The organism is Rhizobium sophoriradicis (assembly GCF_025200795.1).
GTDB classification, from domain to species: domain Bacteria; phylum Pseudomonadota; class Alphaproteobacteria; order Rhizobiales; family Rhizobiaceae; genus Rhizobium; species Rhizobium sophoriradicis.
Genome location: NZ_CP104154.1, coordinates 629,631 through 649,078 on the forward strand (window position 1 = coordinate 629,631; position 19,448 = coordinate 649,078).

General features: G+C 61.3%; 16 protein-coding genes and 2 pseudogenes. 8 read left to right on the plus strand and 10 right to left on the minus strand.

All coding sequences use genetic code 11. The features are described from left to right. Positions 1-5: 5 nt before the first annotated feature. From N2597_RS28435 to N2597_RS28445, 3 genes are read right to left on the minus strand one after another with little or no spacing between them, the layout of a single operon-like run. A complete protein-coding gene (locus N2597_RS28435) occupies positions 6-893 on the minus strand; it encodes an SMP-30/gluconolactonase/LRE family protein (RefSeq protein WP_183602090.1) in 888 nt (295 codons plus the stop codon). After that, the gene (locus N2597_RS28440) at positions 890-1,720 is read right to left on the minus strand and encodes an NAD-dependent epimerase/dehydratase family protein (protein ID WP_183602088.1); all 831 of its coding nucleotides are present in this window, start codon (positions 1,718-1,720) and stop codon (positions 890-892) included. The genes N2597_RS28435 and N2597_RS28440 overlap by 4 nt, the downstream gene beginning before the upstream one ends. A 21-nt stretch (positions 1,721-1,741) precedes the next feature. Next, on the minus strand, positions 1,742-2,455 hold the full coding sequence (locus tag N2597_RS28445; RefSeq protein ID WP_183602087.1) for a FadR/GntR family transcriptional regulator: 714 nt from the start codon (positions 2,453-2,455) through the stop codon (positions 1,742-1,744). Between the two features lie 368 nt (positions 2,456-2,823). Between N2597_RS28445 and N2597_RS28450 the strand changes: the two genes are divergently transcribed. The 6 genes and pseudogenes from N2597_RS28450 (at position 2,824) to N2597_RS28475 (ending at position 10,173) form a co-directional block, all read left to right on the plus strand. Then, entirely contained in the window at positions 2,824-4,761 is a 1,938-nt protein-coding gene (locus tag N2597_RS28450) for an ABC transporter substrate-binding protein (protein ID WP_183602085.1), read from the plus strand. Positions 4,762-4,881: 120 nt separating this feature from the next. Then, positions 4,882-5,868 (plus strand): ABC transporter permease, encoded by a 987-nt coding sequence (locus N2597_RS28455; protein WP_040112166.1) that lies wholly within the window; start codon positions 4,882-4,884, stop codon positions 5,866-5,868. 9 nt (positions 5,869-5,877) lie between these two features. After that, on the plus strand, positions 5,878-6,999 hold the full coding sequence (locus N2597_RS28460; protein WP_183602083.1) for an ABC transporter permease: 1,122 nt from the start codon (positions 5,878-5,880) through the stop codon (positions 6,997-6,999). Between the two features lie 7 nt (positions 7,000-7,006). After that, a complete protein-coding gene (locus N2597_RS28465; protein WP_183602081.1) occupies positions 7,007-8,743 on the plus strand; it encodes an ABC transporter ATP-binding protein in 1,737 nt (578 codons plus the stop codon). A 74-nt stretch (positions 8,744-8,817) separates the two neighbouring features. Further along, positions 8,818-8,973, plus strand: a pseudogene (locus N2597_RS28470) (mandelate racemase/muconate lactonizing enzyme family protein); the annotation flags it as partial. A 12-nt stretch (positions 8,974-8,985) separates the two neighbouring features. Further along, positions 8,986-10,173 (plus strand): galactarate dehydratase, encoded by a 1,188-nt coding sequence (locus N2597_RS28475; protein ID WP_106796547.1) that lies wholly within the window; start codon positions 8,986-8,988, stop codon positions 10,171-10,173. Positions 10,174-10,238: 65 nt separating this feature from the next. Here N2597_RS28475 and N2597_RS28480 read toward each other — a convergent pair whose 3' ends face one another. From N2597_RS28480 to N2597_RS28510, 7 genes are all read right to left on the minus strand, one after another. Next, positions 10,239-10,811 (minus strand): NADPH-dependent FMN reductase, encoded by a 573-nt coding sequence (locus N2597_RS28480; protein WP_096769936.1) that lies wholly within the window; start codon positions 10,809-10,811, stop codon positions 10,239-10,241. Between the two features lie 84 nt (positions 10,812-10,895). Beyond that, on the minus strand, positions 10,896-11,561 hold the full coding sequence (locus N2597_RS28485) for a nitroreductase (protein WP_077989139.1): 666 nt from the start codon (positions 11,559-11,561) through the stop codon (positions 10,896-10,898). 288 nt (positions 11,562-11,849) lie between these two features. Continuing rightward, positions 11,850-12,209, minus strand: a complete 360-nt coding sequence (locus tag N2597_RS28490) for an ArsR/SmtB family transcription factor (RefSeq protein WP_096769938.1) — start codon at positions 12,207-12,209, stop codon at positions 11,850-11,852. Positions 12,210-12,418: 209 nt separating this feature from the next. After that, positions 12,419-13,111, minus strand: a complete 693-nt coding sequence (locus N2597_RS28495) for a response regulator transcription factor (RefSeq protein WP_077989140.1) — start codon at positions 13,109-13,111, stop codon at positions 12,419-12,421. Position 13,112: 1 nt separating this feature from the next. Further along, positions 13,113-13,490: a response regulator transcription factor gene (locus tag N2597_RS28500; RefSeq protein ID WP_040141746.1), complete on the minus strand. Its 378-nt coding sequence runs from the start codon at positions 13,488-13,490 to the stop codon at positions 13,113-13,115. A gap of 2 nt (positions 13,491-13,492) precedes the next feature. Beyond that, positions 13,493-14,134 (minus strand): response regulator transcription factor, encoded by a 642-nt coding sequence (locus tag N2597_RS28505; protein ID WP_096769940.1) that lies wholly within the window; start codon positions 14,132-14,134, stop codon positions 13,493-13,495. Next, positions 14,131-16,968 carry an MASE1 domain-containing protein gene (locus N2597_RS28510; protein WP_183602079.1) on the minus strand — a complete coding sequence of 946 codons (2,838 nt, stop codon included), beginning with the start codon at positions 16,966-16,968 and terminating at the stop codon, positions 14,131-14,133. Before N2597_RS28510 ends, N2597_RS28505 begins: the two co-directional genes overlap by 4 nt. A gap of 330 nt (positions 16,969-17,298) precedes the next feature. On the opposite strand from N2597_RS28510, the gene N2597_RS28515 reads away from it, so the two are divergent. Continuing rightward, positions 17,299-18,051 (plus strand): SDR family oxidoreductase, encoded by a 753-nt coding sequence (locus tag N2597_RS28515; RefSeq protein ID WP_183602077.1) that lies wholly within the window; start codon positions 17,299-17,301, stop codon positions 18,049-18,051. A 71-nt stretch (positions 18,052-18,122) separates the two neighbouring features. Further along, a pseudogene (locus N2597_RS28520) lies at positions 18,123-19,172 on the plus strand (hypothetical protein); the annotation flags it as partial. Positions 19,173-19,448: the final 276 nt, after the last annotated feature.

Sequence of the window (19,448 nt, forward strand, 5' to 3'; positions counted from 1 at the left end):
TTCCATCAAAATGACTGTTTGCCGAAGCGGAAAGGCGGCAGCCCCTCCGCATCCACGTCGAAGGCGATGACCGTGCCCGTCTCGAAACGGCCGGTCCGGTCGGTCGACAGGCTCGTGACGTAGACGGTGCTGAAATCAGGCCCTCCGAAACACGGCATTGTCGGTGCTGCGACCGGCAGAATGTAGATTTCGACGATCTCGCCTTCGGGAGATATTCTGTTGAGGCGGCCGGCGGAAACGCCGGCGCTCCAGTAAAACCCGTCGCGATCGGTCGTCGCGCCATCAGGCCGTCCCTGTTCTTCGGTGAAGCTGCGAAGGCGGCGTCCTTCGCCGAGTTCACCCGTCCTGGGATTGAAATCGAAGGCCTGCAGGAAACATTGCCGGCTGTCGGAGTGATACATGCGCCGGCCGTCCGGCGACCAGGCGAGGCCGTTGGAACTCGTTAGACCAGTTGCGACGGCGCGCGCGCTGCCGTCGGCTCCCACGCGAAAAAGCGCGGCGTCATTTACCTGTGGCTTGGCTTCGCTGATCGAGCCGACCCAGAAGTGTCCGTCCGGGCCGACCTTGCCGTCGTTGAGGCGGCCGTTGACGTGACGCCCGACCGGATCGCAAAGAAACTCGATATCGCCCGAGGCGGGATCGAAGAGGTGGACGCCCGTCTGAAGACCGACGACTATCCTGCTGTCACGGCAAAGCCCGAGGCAGCCGACCGCCGCCGGCATTGAGAAGCGGTCGACCGCGCCTTCCGGGGAAAGCCGCAGCACTGCCGGCGCTAGGATGTCGACAAGCCAGAGAGTACCAGTCTCCTCGTCCCATACGGGCGATTCACCGACCGTCAGTGGCTGCTGCAGCACCGAACGGATCTTCGGCTCAATGATGCGGGGCGCCGTCACGGTGCCGTCTCCAGGTCTTTGATGAGACCCTCGGCATCGCGCATGCGGATGTTGCCGTCATGGTTGAACTCGCAGAAACCGCCGCCCTGGAAGGCGCGGGCGACCCGTCCCTCGGCTCCGCCCTCGATATGGGCGTGATCGCGGGGCCGGTCCTGAGGCTGGTAGCCGAGCCGCTTTGCCAGATCGTTGTTCCACCATTTTTCGTCCGTATCCGATACGCCGTAGACCACAGTCGCGGCGACCGACGGATGGGTGAGCCCGATCTGCACCAGCTGCGCGAGATCCCGGGCACTTATCCAGATCGCGATCGAGCGTTCGCTGTTCGGATAGGTGCCGGCATTGCCGATGCGAATGGAAAGCGAACGGATGCCCGAAGTGTCGTAGTAGAGCCCCGCCACCAGCTCGCCCCAGCATTTGGACAATCCGTAGGGACTGTCCGGCCGCATCGGATCAAGAGGCGATATGACTTCGCCTCGCGGATAAAAGCCCGTCGCGTGGTTGCTCGAGGCGTAAACCATCCGCCCGACCTTGTTGATCCGGGCGGCCTCGTAGAGATTGTAGGTCCCGAGCACATTGGCCTGCAGAATGGCGTTCATGTCGACGCCGCTGGCGATGCCGGCAAGATGAACGACGCCATCGACCTCTCTGAGGGCCGCCGTCGCCTCGTCGAGCTGCGAGAGATCGGCGCGCACGAAATCTTCGTTTTCAGCCAGCTCGGCGGGCTCATGAATGTCGATCAGACGCAAGTGCTCTGCATGCTGGCGAAGGAACGGGCGAAGCAGCGCCCCGACGCGTCCGGCAGCACCTGTCACAGCAACCCGTCTCATCGTTCTTCCTTCCATCATCGCTCAAACCCCCTGGAACATGCGGGCGCGCGCATTCAGTATGTGTCTCTTCATCGCATCGTGGGCTTCGGCTTCCTGCCGCGCGAAGATCGCCTCCACGATCACCGCGTGCTCGTCCTGCACGCTGCGGATCTGCTCCGGCGTGCGCTTCAGGCTGAGGCTTCGCGTCACCGAATGGCCGATGGCGAAATGCGGCCGGAACCATTCGCGCACGGTGATGTGAAACTGGTTGCCTGTCGCTATGGCGATCGCGTCGTGGAGGGCTTGGTCCTCCTCGGCGCCGAGTTCGCCATTCTTCAGGCATTGCTCGATCGCAACGAGGGCCGCCGTGATCCGCTCCTTGTCGGCCGGCTGCCAGTTCCGCGCGGCCAGCTCCGCGGCCTCTGCCTCGAGCCCGGCGCGGAATTCGAAGAAGCGCTGCACGTCGGCGAGCGAGCCGACCGGAACCATTTTCAGCATCGACGAATCCGGCCGCTGCCGGACATAGGAGCCGGACCCCTTGCGCGAGACGATGAGGCCGTCGGTTCTGAGCCGCTCCAGCGCCTCGCGCACCACGGGCCTCGACGCGCCGAAATCGGTGGCGAGCTTCGTCTCCGACGGCAGCCGCTCATTTACCGGAAACTTGCCGTCCGCGATCATCCCTACGATCTTCTCGTAGATGATGTCGCTGAAGCGCGTTGCGCCTCTGTTGGAAACGGCATCGACTGCGAATGTCATTATCGTCCTTTTCTCTCCCGCCCCCGCGGCAATTTCAGCCGCCGCCTTCCTGGCCGGCGAGTAGAAGCCGAATGTGCCTGCTCGATCATGCGCCGGGATGGCGCCGTGCTGTCGCAGCCACGGTGTGGCTACTGGACAGCATCTGACAGATCAGCCGTTTTTTCTCCCCAAGGCCATCGTCTCAACGGCTTTGGCGCCAGGTTTGATGCTGCATCGCTACCGAATCTGTAATTATCTGTCAACTCTTGTAATTATCTGGGAACGTGTCTATGGTTTCCTCCCAGCGCCGAGGAGGGCGCGAAACGGCAGGTCGGGAGCCTGCCGTGCAAGCGGGGCAAGCCTGTTCCGGCATAAAAGGGGAGGAATCGATGCCCAATGAAATTCTGTCTCGCGGTGTCACCCGCCGCGCCGTTCTCGGCGGCATGGCCGGCGCTGCGGCACTGTCCATCGCCGGTCGCGCTTTTGCGGCGGGAGGTGAAGCGCCGGCGTTGGCGCAACTCGTCAAGGATGGAAAACTGCCGCCGCTCGCCGAGCGCCTGCCGAAAAAGCCGATGGTGGTGACGCCGTTCGAAAAGGTCGGCACCTATGGCGGTACGCTGCGGCGCGGCCTGCGCGGTTCATCGGATCACAACGGCATCCTGCGCATGGTCGGCAACCAGAGCCTCGTGCGCTGGAATCTGGAATTCACCGCCGTCCAGCCGAACCTGGCCGAACGCTGGGAGGTCAGCGACGACGCCACCCAGTTCACCTTCCATCTTATCGAAGGCGTGCGCTGGTCCGACGGCCATCCCTTCACGGCCGACGACATCGTTTTTGCGATCGAAGACTGCGTCAAGAATACCGAGCTCTACAGCGCCACGCCGGCGCAGCTTGCCGTCGCCGGCAAGCCGGTGACCGTCGAGAAGATCGACGATTACACGGTGAAGTTCACCTTTGCAGCGGCCAACGCGCTTTATCTGGAAAATCTTGCCACGCCGCTCGGCCAGCATCCGACCCTCTTCCCGAAGCATTACTGCAGCCAGTTCCTGCCGAAATATAATCCCAACCTCGAGGCCGATGTGAAGAAGGCGGGGGTCACCAGCTGGACGGAACTGTTCCGCAGCCGCTGCGGCGACATCGAAATTCCGACGCGCTGGGGCAATGTCGACAAGCCGACGCTCGATCCCTGGGTCGTCAAGGAGCCTTATGTCGGGGGTGCGACCCGCGTCGTCATGACCCGCAACCCCTATTTCTGGCAGGTCGATACCGCAGGCAACCAGCTTCCCTATATCGACGAGGTCAACTTCGGCATTTCGCAGGACGTCGAATCGCTGATGCTGAACGTCATCTCCGGCAAGATCGACATCCAGGAGCGCCACATCAGCGTGCTCGCCAACAAGCCGACGCTGTCGCAGAATATGGAGAAGGGCGACTACCGCCTGCTGACGCTCGTGCCGTCAGCCGCGCAACAGTGCCAGATCTACTTCAACATCACCCACAAAGATCCTGCCATGCGCAAGATGTTTGCCGACAAATCGTTCCGGCAAGCGCTGTCGATCGGCATCAATCGACCGGAACTGATCGACATCGTCTATTTCGGACAGAGCGAACCCTACCAGGCCGGGCCGCGTCCGACCCATCCCTGGTACAACGAGAAATATGCGCGCCAGTTCACCGAATATGACGCCGACAAGGCCGGCGCGATGCTCGATGAAGCCGGCTACAAGAAGGGCGGCGACGGTTTTCGCCTCCGGCCCGATGGCCAGAAGGTATTCTTCTCGATCGACGTCATTCCGACGCTCTATCCCGACCTCGTCGATGCGCTGGAACTGGTCAAGACGCATTGGGCCCAGATCGGTATCGACATGAAGGTCAACACGATCGAAAGGGCGCTCTATTACACCCGCGGCGACGACAATGCCCATGATGCGGCGGTGTGGCCGGGTCCTGGCGGTCTTGATCCGATGCTCGACCCGCGTGACTTTTTCGCCTTCCATCCGCAGGGCTCGCGCTACGCCATTCCTTGGACGCTCTGGTACACCTCCAACGGTGCGCGCGGCGAGGAACCGCCGGAAAGCCAGAAGAAGCGCATGAAGCTGTTCGACGAGGCGCGTTCGACGGCCGATCTCGACAAGCGCGGCGCGATCATGAAGCAGATCTTCGATATCGCGGCGGAGGAATTCGAGACCGTCGGCCTCTGCCTTGCCGTCGGCGGCTTCGGCATCATCCGCAACAATCTGCGCAATGTTCCCGAGAAGGAGCCGGACAGCTGGTCCTGGCCCAATCCGGGGCCGGCGATGCCGCAGCAATTCACCTTCACGAGCTGATTTTGATCGAGCGCCGTACCGACGGCACGGCGCTTTCTTTCGGTTCGTCCTCCGAGACGCCTTGCCGGCCGCGACAGCCGGCAAGGCCCGAAGGGCGGTGTTCAATGCAAGAGGCGCCTCATGCTGGTCTTTATCGCCAAACGTTTGCTATGGATGATTCCATCGCTCTTTGCCGTCAGCTTCCTGGCTTTCGTGCTGATCCAGCTGCCGCCGGGCGACTATGTCACCACCTATATCGCGACGCTGGCAGCCTCCAACGAGATCGTTGACCAAAACACGGCGGCGCAATTGCGTGAGCGCTTCGGCCTCGATGATCCGATGCTCATCCAATATTTCAAGTGGATGTGGGGCATCCTCTCGCGCGGCGATTTCGGCATCTCCTTCGAATGGCAGCAGCCGGTCTCCGACCTGATCTGGGAGCGCATGGCGCTGACCCTTGTCCTGGCTCTTTCGACCTTGATCGCCACCTGGGCGATCGCGCTGCCGATCGGCGTGTTTTCCGCCGTACGCAAATATTCGATCGGCGACTATTTCTTCACCGCCTTCACCTTTTTCGGTCTGGCCGTTCCCTCCTTCCTGCTGGCGCTGGTGCTGATGTATATCGCGGCGGTCGAATTCGGCCAGGATGTCGGCGGGCTGTTTTCGCCGCAATACGAGAACGCCCCCTGGAGCTTGGCCAAGATGGTCGATCTCTTCTCGCATCTCTGGCTTCCCGTCATCATTCTTGCCGTCTCTTCAACAGCGAGCCTCATCCGCGTCATGCGCGCCAACATGCTCGACGAACTGCCGAAGCCTTACGTGACGACGGCGCGGGCAAAGGGGCTCTCGGAGTTCCGGCTGCTGATGAAATACCCATTGATGATCGCGCTCAATCCGTTCATCTCGACGATTGCCTGGCTGCTGCCAAATCTCATCTCCGGCTCGGTCGTCGTCGCCATCGTCCTCAATCTGCCGACGGCAGCACCCCTGCTGCTGCAGGCGCTGATGGCTCAGGACATGTATCTGGCGGGCGCCTTCGTTCTGCTGATCTGCGCCCTGACGCTGATAGGCTCCCTGATCAGCGACATCCTGCTTGCGCTGGTCGATCCCCGCATCCGGTTGGAATAGGAGCCTGATATGGCCGACATCACCGTTACAAATCTGCAGCCGGACCGCGCCGCCGTCGCATCGCAGTGGCAGCTGATCTGGTGGGCTTTCCGCCGGCATCGGCTGGCCATGGTGGCGCTCGTCGTCACCGTGCTGATGTATATCGTTGCCCTGGTTCCCGGCTTCTTCGCCATCAACGATCCGAATCTGCAAAATGCGCGGGCGACCTTTCATCCGCCGCAGAAATTGCATCTGATCGATACCGAGAACGGGTTCTCCTTCGGCCCGCATTATTATCCGATGAAGCTGACCCGCGATCCGGAAACCCTGGCGGCCATCTTCAAGGAAGACACGACGAAGCGTGTCGACGTGCAGTTCTTCGGGCGCGGCTACGAATATTCGGTATTTGGCCTGTTCAATAGCAACATCCATCTGATCGCCTCACCCGACAAAACCACGCCGCTGCTCCTCTTCGGCGCCGACCGGCTAGGGCGCGATGTCTTCAGCCGGACGGTGCAAGGTTCGCAGGTCTCGCTGTCGATCGGCCTTGTCGGCGTCTTCCTGTCGTTGATGCTCGGCATCGTGATCGGCGGCATCTCAGGATATTATGGCGGCCGCATCGATTTCTTCATGCAGCGCGTGATCGATTTCGTGCTGTCTCTGCCGACGATCCCGATCTGGCTCGCCATGGCCGCGGCCCTGCCGCAGGATTGGCCGGCAACACTGCAATATATGATGATCACAATCATTCTGTCGCTGACCGGCTGGGCGCAGCTCGCCCGCGTCGTTCGCGGCCGGTTCCTGTCCTTACGCACCGAGGAATTCGTTGCCGCCGCGAGGCTCGACGGCGTGCGTGAAAGACGCATTATTTTTCGCCACATGCTGCCGAGCTTTGCCAGCCACATCATAGCATCGATCACGCTTGCGGTGCCGGCGATGATCCTTGCCGAAACCTCTCTCTCCTTCCTGGGGCTCGGGCTGCAGCCGCCGACCATCTCCTGGGGCGTGCTTCTGCGCGAAGCCCAGAACATTCGCTCGATCGCCACCGCACCCTGGCTGTTCATGCCCGGCTGCGCCGTCGTGGTCGCCGTGATGGCGCTCAACCTTCTCGGCGACGGCTTGCGCGATGCGGCCGATCCCTACAACAAATGAGGCCGGCATGACCGATATCGTTTCCATTGCCGGCAAGCCGCTGCTCCAGGTGAAAAACCTGACCGTCGAGTTCCCGCTGCGCACCGGCGTTTTTCGCGCCGTCAACGATCTTTCTTTCTCGATCGAACAGGGCAAGACGCTCTGTGTCGTCGGCGAAAGCGGATCCGGCAAGTCGGTCACGGCGCGTTCGATTCTGCAGATCGTCGATGCGCCCGGTCGCATTGCTGCCGGATCGATCGTGCTGAACGATCAGAACGGCGGCTCTACCGATTTGACCAGTCTCAATCCGCGCGGGCGCCAGATCCGGGCGATCCGCGGCCGGGACATCGCCATGATCTTTCAGGAGCCGATGTCGTCGCTGTCGCCGATCCACACGGTCGGCAACCAGATCGTCGAGGCGCTTCGTCTGCACACCAGGATGAGCAAGGCCGAGGCGCGCGCGGAAGCGATATCGCTGCTTAAACAGGTCGAAATTCCGTCACCGGAAAAAGCGCTGGATCGCTATGCTTTCCAATATTCCGGCGGCATGCGCCAGCGTGCGATGATCGCCATGGCGCTTGCCTGCAAACCGCAGCTTCTGATCGCCGACGAGCCGACCACGGCGCTCGACGTGACGACGCAGGCCGAGATCCTCGACCTGATCGCCCGGCTGCAGAAGGCCAAAGGCATGGCCGTTCTCTTCATCACGCATGATATGGGCGTCGTGGCGCAGATCGCCGACGACGTGCTCGTCATGCACAACGGTGTGGCGAAGGAATATGGACCGGTCGAGCAGATCTTTCATGCGCCGAAAGACGACTATACCCGCATGCTGATCGGCTCGGTGCTGAAGCTGGAGCAGAAGGCCGAAATCCGGTTGGCGCGCGCACCGCTCGACAGGACGGCGGCGCCGATCCTCGAACTGCGCAATCTATCGATGAATTTCGGTGATTTGAAAGCGCTGGACGATGTCTCCATTTCGCTTCTGCCGGGCGAAACGCTCGGCATTGTCGGCGAGAGCGGATCCGGCAAGACGACGATGGGCCGTTCGATCATGCGGCTGCTCGACCCGACTGCCGGCGAAATCCTCTACCGCCGCGCCGGCGGCGAGGTCATCGATCTGGCAACGGCAAAGGGCCCGACGTTGGCCGCTGCACGGCGCGAATTGCGCATGGTGTTTCAGGATCCGTTCGGCTCCCTCAACCCACGTATGACCGTTTCCCAGATCATCGGCGAGCCGTTGCTGGTCAATGGCGTTGCAAAGGGGCGGGCGCTGGACGAGCGCGTCTCTCATCTCATGGAGCAGGTCGGCCTCGATCCGAGGGCGCGCGAACGCTACCCGCACGCTTTCTCCGGCGGCCAGCGCCAGCGCATCGGCATTGCCCGCGCCATCACGCTCAACCCGCGTGTCATCGTCGCCGACGAGGCGACCTCGGCGCTCGATGTCTCTGTGCGCTCACAGGTGCTCGATCTGCTGATGCGCCTGCAGGATGAACTTGGTCTCGCCTATATCTTCATCAGCCATGACATCGGCGTCATCCGCTACATGTGCGATCGCGTCGGCGTCATGTACAAAGGCCAGCTCGTCGAAATCGGCGATGCGGAGAAGGTCTGCCGCACACCCGAGCACGCCTACACGCAGGCGCTGATATCGGCGATCCCACGCCCCGATCCACGTGACCGCGATCGTTCCGGGCGTTTCCGCTATGTCGCGCCGGATAATCTGAAGCCCGACAGTCTGAAGAATGGAAGTTCTCAGAGATGAAAATCGCCGGAATCCGCACGTTTCTCATGCATGTCGGCCAGCCCGATCCCTCGAACTGGGCTTCCGACCAACGGCTGGGCTGCGATATCGACGACGAATTCGTCGCCCGCTTCCCCAGCGGCGGCAATGTCTCGGTGCCGCAAGCCGCGGGCGCCTACAATCCTGGAACCGACAACGAACATGTCTACGTGCAGACGCGCGTGGCGCGCCGCAGCTATTTTAATCGCTAGAAGGACAGAATGATGAAGATCGACCGCATGCGGGTTTTCATGACCCGCGACAAGGACCGTCCGCGCGTGATCGTCGCGCTCGATACCGACGACGGGCTGACCGGCTGGGGCGAATGCTACAATCACGGCCCCGACAAGGCGCTGCCGCCGTTGCTCGATTATCTCTACGGATTTCTCTCCGGACAGGATCCGACGCGCGTGGAATATCTGGTCAACCTGCTGATCCAGCAAAGCCGCTTCCCGCCGGGCGCGCTCGGCCTTGCCGCGATCTCCGCGCTCGACCATTGCCTGTGGGATCTGGCGGCCAAGGCGGCGAACGTGCCGGTTTACAAGTTGCTCGGCGGCGAGGTGCGTGACCGCATCAAGGTCTATGCCGGGGTCTACACCGCGCCCGATGCGCCGGCCGCCCGCGACGAATTCGACCGCCTGAAGGAGGAATGGGGTTTCACCGCCTTCAAGCTCAGCCCCTGGCGGATCGATATGCACGCCCATCGCTGGGGCAATGTCGTGAAAGCGTCTGCTGATTATTTCCGTTCGCTTCGCGAGACGGTCAATGACGAGTACGAGATCGCCTTCGACGCGCATGCCAAGATTTTCGAGCCGATCGCTGCCCGCCAGCTCGGCAATGCGCTGGCGCCCTACGACCCGCTGTTTTTCGAGGAGCCGCTGCGCCCGGAGAATATCGAGGCCTGGGGTGATCTGAAACAGGGCCTCAACTGCACGCTTGCGACCGGCGAGTCGCTCTACAACAGGAACGAATTCCTGCGTCTGCTGCAGGTCAAGGGCGCCGATCTGATCCAGCCCGATATCTGCGTCGTCGGCGGTATCAGCGAAATGCGCCGTATCGCCACGCTTGCCGAAGCCTATTTCGTCGGTGTCGCTCCACACAACCCGATGGGGCCGCTGGCGACGGCGGTCAATGTGCATTTTTCGGCGGCCGCGCAGAATTTCCGCATCCTCGAATACCGGCTGCCGAAGGGCCAGGCCTATGTCTATGGCGGCCTCGATGTCGAGAAGCGCCAGGGAGAGACGCGCTACGTGGTCGACCCTTACCTGCCGAAGGATGGCTATCTCGAACTGCGGCCCGACCGGCCCGGCTGGGGCGTCGAAATGGACGAGAAGGCGATGGAGGAGGAAGGCTACATTCACTGGCAGCGGCGCGTGCCGAAGCGGCCGGACGGCTCCTACGCCTTCGCTTAAATAGGTCGCTGAAGAAAACCGGGAACTGGCCGCTGCCGCATCGCAGCGGCCAGTTCTTTTAAGCGCTACGCATCTTTCGGCAGCACCGAGCGAACCCTTGCGATGAAGACATGGAAGTCCTGCATGAACTTGCGAAGGAAGTCGGCGGTGGCCTCGTTCGTGACCTCGCCGTCATCGGTGATCAGCCCCGGTGTGAACTGGATGTAGGCTTCCGGGGCATTCATCTGGGGTGAGTTGCAGAAACTGAGCACGCTGCGCAAATTCTGCTGGGCGACTGCGGTGCCGATCGCGCCCGGCGAGGTGCCGATGACCGCTGACGGCTTGCGCGTGAACGAGTTGGTGCCGTAGGGGCGGCTTGCCCAGTCGATGGCGTTTTTCAGCCCGCCGGGTATGGATCGATTGTATTCGGGCGTGACGAACAACACGGCGTCGACTGCCGCGATTGCCGCCTTGAATGCCTTGCCGGCCGGAGGATAGTCGGCGTCATAGTCGTAGCTGTAGAGCGGCAGATCCTTGAAGGATATCTCCGACATTTCAAGTTCCGGCGGGGCGAGCCGCACCAGCGCCTTGGCGAGCTTGCGATTGATCGAGCCCTTGGCGAGGCTGCCGATGAGATAACCGACTTTATGTGTGGTCATGGCGTTCTCCAATATCGCGGATGATCAAGGACCTATCATACGCAGGACGCATGGAAGGGGTCTCTTGTTCCTTGAGCGCAGGTATTACTCATCGACGAAAGTGACCGTCTCGGCGAGGGGCGCGCGGCCCGTCCGGGCAAAACTGACTGCGGGATCCTCGTATCCGATCGACATGCCGCAGAAGAGGATGAGCCCGTCCGGCGGTGACAGGGCTTCCGCGACCGTCTCGCGAACCTGTGACCATGCCATCTGCGGACAACTGTGCAGTCCTTCGGCGCGCAGCAGCAGCATGACGGTCTGCAGATACATGCCGACATCGGCCCATTGGGGTGGACCAAGGTCACGGTCGATGTAGCAGAACAGGGCGGCGGGCGCGCCGAAGCAGTTCCAGTTGGCGATTGCTGCGCGCTGGCGGGCCTCCCAGTCCTCGCGGGCAATACCGAGCGCGCCGTAGCGCTCCTTGCCGAAGGCGGATCGGCGTTCCCCGTACGGGGGCTTGAGCGCGGCCGGGTACATCTCGTACTGCCGTTTGTCCCAGGGGTCGCCGTGGGCCACGCGCTCGATGGCTGACGTCTTGAGCTCGGCCAGCGACGCGCCGGTCATCACATAGGTGTTCCACGGCTGGATGTTCGATCCTGAGGGCGACCACGCCGCGGCGGACAGCACGCGCTCGAGTATCTCCCTCGCCACTGGCTTGTCTTTGAAACCGCGCACCGACCGTCGGCTTGTGACTGCCTCATAGACGTCCATGATCCCTCTCCTGACCGTTCCGTTGCTGATGGGTTCATTATCGCCGTTCGCCACGGAGACGTAACCACACCGTGGTCTAGGAGGCGTACATCAAACGTCCATCAGGGATCGATGCGTCAGAGGGGTATGTCGGTGAAGTGCCACAGGCCTCAGCTTGGTGCTGACGCTCAAGCCGCTGTCATCTCGTTCAAACCGCGTTCTCGTCGCTGCGGCGCCGATGCTGATTGGCTGCAAGGTCAGCCTCAGCAAAATTGGAGGCGAATCAGAAGCGGCAAGGGCAACGTGTGGTCATTTCGTCAGGTGCCCGGCTCGGAGGCGTTCTCCAGGGGCGCGACGGCGCGATCCGAAGATATCGGCGAGCGTATCGAGCATCGTCCTCGCCGCGCCGGATTGAAGGGAATAATAGATCGTCTGGGCAACCCTTCGCGTCTGCACGAGTCCGTGTTCTCGAAGAATTGCCAGATGCTGGGAAGTCGACGATTGGCTCAATCCCACTTCATCGGCGAGGACGGTCACCGACACTTCTCCCTCGGTCAACAGATGCAGGATGTGGAGTCGTTTGGCGTTCCCAATGGCCGACAAGAAGGTTGCTTCGGTGTCGAAGGCGTTGGTTTCAGGGGAAGGCGTGGCTGACGATCGATTGTTCAGGCGTGATCTCCTTATGGAATCAAAGCCGGGCATGAGGTCATATCCCTGAGCTTTAATTTAGAGATACCGCAAGGGTGCAAAGCCGAAACCCATTGCCGGCGCCGCGCCGTCTTTTTCAACGCGAATCGGATACGGCGCGCATTAAATGGACAGGCCGACCGCGTGCAAGGCCGGTATTCGTCGTCATTGGAAGGCGCCAGACAAAAGAGCTAACGCGAGCCGGCCTGACGCATTTGCGCCGGCAGCGTTTCCCAGGCCCGGATCAGTTCACCGATTGAGGCGGCCTCCATCTTGTGCATGACATTGCTGCGATGCAGCTTGACCGTCACCTCGCTAATGCCGAGATCGAACGCGATCTGTTTGTTGAGGCGTCCGCGTGCCACTTCGTGCAGAACTTCGCGCTCGCGCTGCGTCAACGTCTCCAGGCGTTTGACATTGCGTTTGGCAATTGCGGCTTCGGCCCGTCGTTCGGCATCCATCGCAATGGCCGCCGCGACGGCGTCGAGCAGCGTTTGATCGCGCACCGGTTTGGTGAGAAAATCCACAGCACCCGCCTTCATCGCCTGGACGGTCATCGGAATGTCGCCGTGGCCGGTCAGAAAAATGATCGGCTTGGAAATGCCGTTCTCGGCTAGATGGCTCTGCAGGTGAAGGCCGCTTGCCCCCGGCATGCGCACATCGAGGATCAGGCAGCCGGGATTTTCCAATATGTCGGCGTCAAGCAATTCTCGGGTCGAGGCAAAACTGACCGGCTGAAAGCCCGCCGACAGGATCAGCTCGGACAGGGCCTCGCGTACCGATGCGTCGTCATCGACGATAATGACGAGCGGCTGGTCCTCTTGATATCTGCACTGCAATGATAACGGCGCCGATCTCCGCAGCAACGGCTGGTCAACCCTCATGTTACCCTCCATCTCTCGATTGTTGTAAAGCATTGGCGATAGCCGTCAGCAGGGCCTGGGCATCGAAGGGCTTGCGGAAAAACCCGCCGGTGCCCTGCGCGCGGCCCTGATCGGCGATCTCGTGGCGGCCCGTGATCAGGAACACCGGCAGCTCCGGACGTGACTTCCTTACCAGGTCGCGAAGTTCGAAGCCGTCGATACCGGGCATTCCGATATCGGTGATGAGCACATCAAGGTCCGACAGCCCGCTGACGAGCAGCGAGCCCGCCGACGGGAAACCTCGGGCCACATAACCCGCCGATTCCAGAAGGTCGCCCATCGATTCAAGCAGTCTTGGATCGTCATCGACAACGGCGACGACATGTCTTGTCTCGTTCATATTCAATTCCCCCCCACCCGACGCGAGTGGGTAATCGGTATTTCAAGTTTCTCCGCGATCCGCACGAGATCGGCGAGCGACGCCGCCGCCATTTTCTGCATCACATTTCTTCTGTGGATCTGCAGCGTGACTTCGCTAATCCCGAGTTCGGCTGCCGCCTGCTTGTTGAGAAGACCGCTGACCACGAGCGGCAGCACTTCGCGCTCGCGCGGCGTCAGGTCGAGATAGTGCCGTTTCAGCGTGTCGAGCTCGGCGCGCTCGCCTCTCTTTTTTCGATCCTGGTCAATCGCCGCGTGGATCGCCGTCATGAGATCGGCATCGCTGAACGGTTTGGTCAGGAAATCTACGGCACCGCTTTTGATCGCACGCACGGAGGAGGGGATGTCGCCATGTCCGGTGATGAAGACGATCGGCGGATGATCGCCGTCGGCGATCTGTCTCTGCAGCTCGAGGCCATTGATATCGGGCAGTTCGATGTCGAGGATGAGGCAGGCCGGGAGATCCGGCTTGTCAGCCTTCACATAGTCGCAGGCCGACTCGAAAGCGACGGCGCGCATGCCATGCGAAGCCAGAAGCTCGCCGAGCGCCTCGCGGATTCGTTCATCGTCGTCGACGATGAAAACGATATGCTCGACGGCCGTCATGGCGCCGCCCCCGTTTCAATGGGCAATGTGAAGACCAACGTTGCTCCGCGCGGTTTGTTCTTTTCCGCCCATAATCTTCCGCCGTGCAGTTCGACGATCGACCGGCAGATGGCGAGGCCCATGCCCATCCCGGTTTCCTTGGTCGTGAAGAAGGGCTCGAAAATCCTCTCGGGGAACTCTATGCCTTGGCCGCGATCGCTGATCTCGGTTTGCAGGAGGTTGCCGACCTGGTGGGCGCGGATTCCGACAATCCTGTCGTCTGCAACGGCATCCATTGCCTCGATGCCGTTGCGGATAAGATTGATGAGAACCTGCTGGATCTGGATACGGTCGATCGCAATGAACGGCAGGTTGGCATCGACCGCGAGGTCGATGCGGGCGCGGCGACGCCACGCCTCGTCGGCCATGAGGTTGCGTGCTTCTTCGATGATGCCGGATAGCGTCGTCTGGATCTTCCTATCTGCGGACTGTTTGAACAGGGCGCGGATGCGGCTGACGACATCGGCGGCCGAGTTGGCGTCCCGGATGATGCGCTCGACCGTCCGCTGCGCCCGCTCCATATTCGGCGGCTCCGCCATCAGCCAGCGCTGGCAGGCATGCGAGTTTGCGACGACGGCGGCGAGCGGCTGGTTCACCTCGTGGGCGATCGAGGCCGAAAGCTCGGCAAGGCTCGCCACCTGACTCGCCCGTGCAAGGCCCTCTCGCGCCTGACGCAGATCTTCCTCCGCCCGAACTTCGCCGTCGATATCGAGGCAGATGACATTCCACTGGACGATGACGCCTTCGGCATTGCGCATCGGCGCAGCGCGTGTCTCGACCCAGCGATATTCGCCATCGAACCGCCGCAAACGATGCCGGCGCGCATAGGGCTCGCCGGTGCGCAATGAATGGGCATAGTCCAGTTTGACGCTCGCAACGTCGTCGGGATGAACGCCGGCGTCGAGCGTGCCGTCCAACCGGGTCTTTCCCTTGCCGTCCAGTTCTTCCAGCTTATAGCCGAGGAAGTCGCGGAGCTGAGGGTTGCGGTATACTGGTTCTCCGTCGGGAGCCGCGCAATCGATCATTGCCGGCAGGGTTTCGACGATCTGCCAGAGCGAACGCTCTCTCTCGCGCAGCTCCTCCTCGATGCGTAATTGATCGTCGATGTCATGCGTCAGGCCGTACCATTGAATGATCCGCCCGTTCTCGTCCCTCAGCGGCTCGGCGCTGCCTCTGACCCAGCGATAGACGCCATCGGCGCGCCGCAGGCGATATTGCTTGGAGAAGCGTTCGCCGGTGGCGAGGGAATGGTGGAGTGCTTCGGTAAGGCCGGCGGCATCGTCAGGATGGACGGCGGCCTCGATCAGGGCCGCAAGCCGGCTCACACCCGGCGTTTCCATATCGATGATATCGAGACCGAGAAAATCGATCAGGCGCTGGTTGAAGAAGGTCGGTGTGCCGTCCGGATCAAGCCGCCAGAGCAGGCTCGGAACCATGTCCACCAGTTGCGAGAGCTCGCGCTCGCGCTCGCGCAACGCTTCCTGCGCGCGCATCTCATCGTCGATATCGACTGAGATGACGTACCATTGCGTGATCGTGCCGTTCTGGTCCCGCAGCGGCTCGGCGCGACCGTCGACCCAGCGATAGGCTCCGTCGAAGCGGCGCATGCGGTATTTGATCGAGAAGGGATCGCCGCTGACGAGAGAGCGGTGAACCGTCTGAAGCAGCCTCGGCGCATCATCGGGATGAACGAGTGTATGGATGACGGCCGACAGACGGCTCACGCCCGGCTGATCCATGTCGCCGACGTCGAGGCCGAAGAAGTCGATCAAGCGCTTGTTGAAGAAGACAGGCTCGCCTGTCGGTGTCAGCCGTCTGATCTGGGCCGGGACCATGTCGACGAGTTGTGAGAGCTCGCGTTCCCGTTCGCGCAATGCCTCCACGCTTTGGCGCAGCGAAAGCACTGCCAGTTGATGCTGGCGGGATATGGCGGCGACAATGAGCGCCGAAAGCGCCGAGATGGCCAGAAAAAGCTGCAGCATGATCTGCTTGTGTTTCTGGGCCTCCGGATCGCCGGCGAATTGACTAGCGCCCGTTATCGTGAAGATTGCCGTTATCAGCGCCAGCAGCACGAGTGACACAGCCGCGCCCTTGAACTCGAAGCGGACCGCGGCCCACAGAAGCGGCGGCATGATGATATAGGCGAAAGGCAGGTAGCCGCTCAGCGAAAGAGCGGCAATGGCTAGAAATATCAGGCCGAGAACACAGGCTTCCATCCACTGTGTGGTCGAAAGCTGCGGTCTGCCCCGCCAGTTGTGGAGCACGACCAGCGCCAGCGGCGCCACGATGAGGACGCCGGTGGCATCGCCGATCCACCACAGAGGCCATGCCGTCACGAAGGATTGTGACAAGATGCTGAACCAGGCAAGCGTAGCACTTCCCACGGTCGCGCTGACGATCGGCGCAACCCCGGCGCCCAGCGCGACGAAAGTAAGCACTTCCTGCAGGCTTTCCAGCCGCACCGGCCGTGTCAGGACGCGGTTCACGAGCCAGGCGCCCACCAGCGCCTCCAGGGCGTTGCCGACATAAATCAGGAAGGCGGCGACTGGTGGGCTGTGAAACCACAGGACATTGCTGAACATCTCTGCCAGGCAGCCGCCCAGCACCCACCACGGCCAGCTGTATCCGGAGCTGAGAATAAGCGTTGCGATGAAAAGTCCGCTCGCCGGCCAGATGGAAATGCCGGTTCCAGGCACGATCGCAAGAGATTGAGCAAAGCCGCAGGCAAGCACATAAGCCGCAACAAAGAAGCCCAGATGCAAAAGCTTGGGACGGTGCGACCAGACGCTCATCATCAGCTGCTCCTGCCGGACGGAAATAACCGGGGGGTCGTCAGCATTTGCGATGGTTGTTTTTGATTTTGGGGCCGGCGAGCTCATGTTCGAACCGTAATCCTGCCGCACCACAACCGCAACTCATGGAAACCCATGCATTGCGCGGGGATGTAGCCGGATTTCGGAGTGAAGCAGGGGCCGCTTTATCCGATGGCGCACCCTATACCGGAGGCTGGCTCCCCTATGCCCATGGGCTAGGATGCAGGACCTCAGGCACGATGGAAGGTCTCTAACTTTCCGGTCATTGTCGCCCAACCGCGGGCATTGGGCAGAGATAGAGAGGGTGTCGATATGAAGATCATGGTGGCGGGAACAAGCGGCGTTGTCGGAACGCAACTCACGGTGAAGTTGCGCCGGGCGGGCCACGATGTCACCGCCGCATCCTTATCGCTTGGCGTCGATACGGTGACGGGCAGGGGCCTCGAAGCAGCGATGGCGGGAAACGAAGTCGTCATCGATGTCACCAATGCCGCATCATTCGGCGACAGTTCGGCGTTTGATTTCTTCAGGACATCGACGAAGAACCTGCTCGCCGCTGCGGCCTGTGCCAACGTCAGACATTATCTCGCGCTCTCCGTCGTCGGCACGCCTTACCTCGTCGAAAGCGATTATTTCCGCGCGAAAATGGTGCAGGAAAATCTCATCCGTGCGTCCGGCCGACCCCATACGATCCTCCGCTCGACGCAGTTCTACGAATTCATCAGTGGATTAATCGATATCGGTGCTGATGGCGACGTCCTTCGGTTGCCGCCGGCGGCTATGAGGCCGGTTGCGGCCGGTGACGTCGCCGCGTTTCTGATGGAACTGGCACCGGGAACTCCGGTCGGGGACATTGTCGAGATCGGCGGCCCGGAACAGTTCGGTATCGACGAAATCGCGCGGATATATCTCGCCGCAAACGAAGATCAACGGCCGGTGACGACCGATCCAGCTGTTTCCTATTTCGACGTCGAATTGACCGGCGATGTACTGCTTCCCGGTGCTGGCGCACGCACGGCGAGCCAGACCCTCTCCGACTGGCTCTTCCAATCGATGGCCGCCTAACGGCCGGCTTGAAATTTGCAGCGCGAGGTAATAGGCGGATCACGCACCGGTGTGCTAGCCTGATTTCTTCAGGGCGCAATTCCCTTCCGGCCGGGATGAAGACCTTTGTCGCAACGCTGCCCGACATGGCCAAGGAAGATATCCTGATCAAATATTATGGCGTCACGATAAACGGCCACGATATCCGCGTGGAGGAACGCTGCTGCGTCCAGCAGAAGAATGTCAGCATCAGCCAGATCGTCGTCGGCATCGCCAATGACGAGCGGCAGGCCTATCTGCAGCTCGTGCTCTTGAACCTCAAAGGCGACAGAAGCCAAAGCGCCGAGGCCGAGTTCGAGGCTCTCGTGCGTTCGGTGAAGCTTGACCCTTCGGACAAGGATTTCGATCTCGCTCCCGCGAGCGACGACGGCGGGCTTGATGGCGTCTTCACCCATCTCGATACCGGTGTCCGCCCGAATCTCTTCGGCGGCGTGGATTTCTATTCCGATAGCGAGATCACCATGTTCGATCCGAAGGGCCTGTTCAGCACGGAACTGCCGAAGGGCGGCCGCAGCATGACCAAGCACTGCACGGAAAACCCCTCCGACTGCGGCCTTTATAAACTCACCGGCGGTGGCTTCTTCTCCTCCGCCGGATCGATCGAAACGCGCAGCGTCACCTCTGCCTACGGCACGATCGAGATCGAGACGAAGCCATTTTCGAAAAAAGGCGACGACCTGGTGATCGACGAAGACGAGTATCGTGCGGTGCCGCCATTCGAGGATGGCGCCACGCTCGACGGCGAATGGGTCTACAACTTCGCTTCGAGCGGCATGACCGCGACCTCGTCGGGATCGGTCGCCTCCAGCAATACGCTGACGCTGCATAAAAACGGCACTTTCGAACGCAGCCGCTGGTCTGGCGTCTCAATGACGAACGAAATCGGCGAGTCGCGGACGGGTGTGACCGCGTCAGGCGATCGGCCCGGCTCCAGCGGACGCTATAGGCTTTCCGGCTATCGCCTCGATCTGACTGACGCGACCGGTAAGACGGAGAGCCTGAGCATTTTCGAGCCGGACAAGGGTTCGGATGGGCTTCTGGTGATCAACGGCAACAACTATCTGAAGGATGACGGGCAATAGTCGGCTCGGGCCTTTCCATTCCGCCCGCGGCCTCGCAAAAATTTCATGAATTTCATGTGCATAACCGATGGCATAGGCCTTGCTCTTCAGCCCCCGCGCGGATGCGAATCACCCGCCGAGCCGTCCGCGAATTTGCCAGATTCCGGAACCCGTTTGGTGTGCGTCGAGGCGTGGTTTGGTTAAGCATTTGTAATTCGGTCACGAATCGCGGCATATAGTAACTGCGCAACTGAAGCGCTTTCGTTCAAAATTGCGCAGTTACGTGGGAAAACAATC

Excerpts from the sequence above, each read along its gene's own strand:
- N2597_RS28465 (WP_183602081.1), top strand. The coding sequence starts at position 7,007 with ATGACCGATATCGTTTCCATTGCCGGCAAGCCGCTGCTCCAGGTGAAA.
- N2597_RS28505 (WP_096769940.1), bottom strand. The coding sequence starts at position 14,134 with ATGACGGCCGTCGAGCATATCGTTTTCATCGTCGACGACGATGAACGA.
- N2597_RS28460 (WP_183602083.1), top strand. The coding sequence starts at position 5,878 with ATGGCCGACATCACCGTTACAAATCTGCAGCCGGACCGCGCCGCCGTC.
- N2597_RS28495 (WP_077989140.1), bottom strand. The coding sequence starts at position 13,111 with ATGAGGGTTGACCAGCCGTTGCTGCGGAGATCGGCGCCGTTATCATTG.
- N2597_RS28510 (WP_183602079.1), bottom strand. The coding sequence starts at position 16,968 with ATGATGAGCGTCTGGTCGCACCGTCCCAAGCTTTTGCATCTGGGCTTC.
- N2597_RS28500 (WP_040141746.1), bottom strand. The coding sequence starts at position 13,490 with ATGAACGAGACAAGACATGTCGTCGCCGTTGTCGATGACGATCCAAGA.
- N2597_RS28450 (WP_183602085.1), top strand. The coding sequence starts at position 2,824 with ATGCCCAATGAAATTCTGTCTCGCGGTGTCACCCGCCGCGCCGTTCTC.
- N2597_RS28445 (WP_183602087.1), bottom strand. The coding sequence starts at position 2,455 with ATGACATTCGCAGTCGATGCCGTTTCCAACAGAGGCGCAACGCGCTTC.
- N2597_RS28440 (WP_183602088.1), bottom strand. The coding sequence starts at position 1,720 with ATGAGACGGGTTGCTGTGACAGGTGCTGCCGGACGCGTCGGGGCGCTG.
- N2597_RS28455 (WP_040112166.1), top strand. The coding sequence starts at position 4,882 with ATGCTGGTCTTTATCGCCAAACGTTTGCTATGGATGATTCCATCGCTC.
- N2597_RS28515 (WP_183602077.1), top strand. The coding sequence starts at position 17,299 with ATGAAGATCATGGTGGCGGGAACAAGCGGCGTTGTCGGAACGCAACTC.
- N2597_RS28480 (WP_096769936.1), bottom strand. The coding sequence starts at position 10,811 with ATGACCACACATAAAGTCGGTTATCTCATCGGCAGCCTCGCCAAGGGC.
- N2597_RS28485 (WP_077989139.1), bottom strand. The coding sequence starts at position 11,561 with ATGGACGTCTATGAGGCAGTCACAAGCCGACGGTCGGTGCGCGGTTTC.
- N2597_RS28475 (WP_106796547.1), top strand. The coding sequence starts at position 8,986 with ATGAAGATCGACCGCATGCGGGTTTTCATGACCCGCGACAAGGACCGT.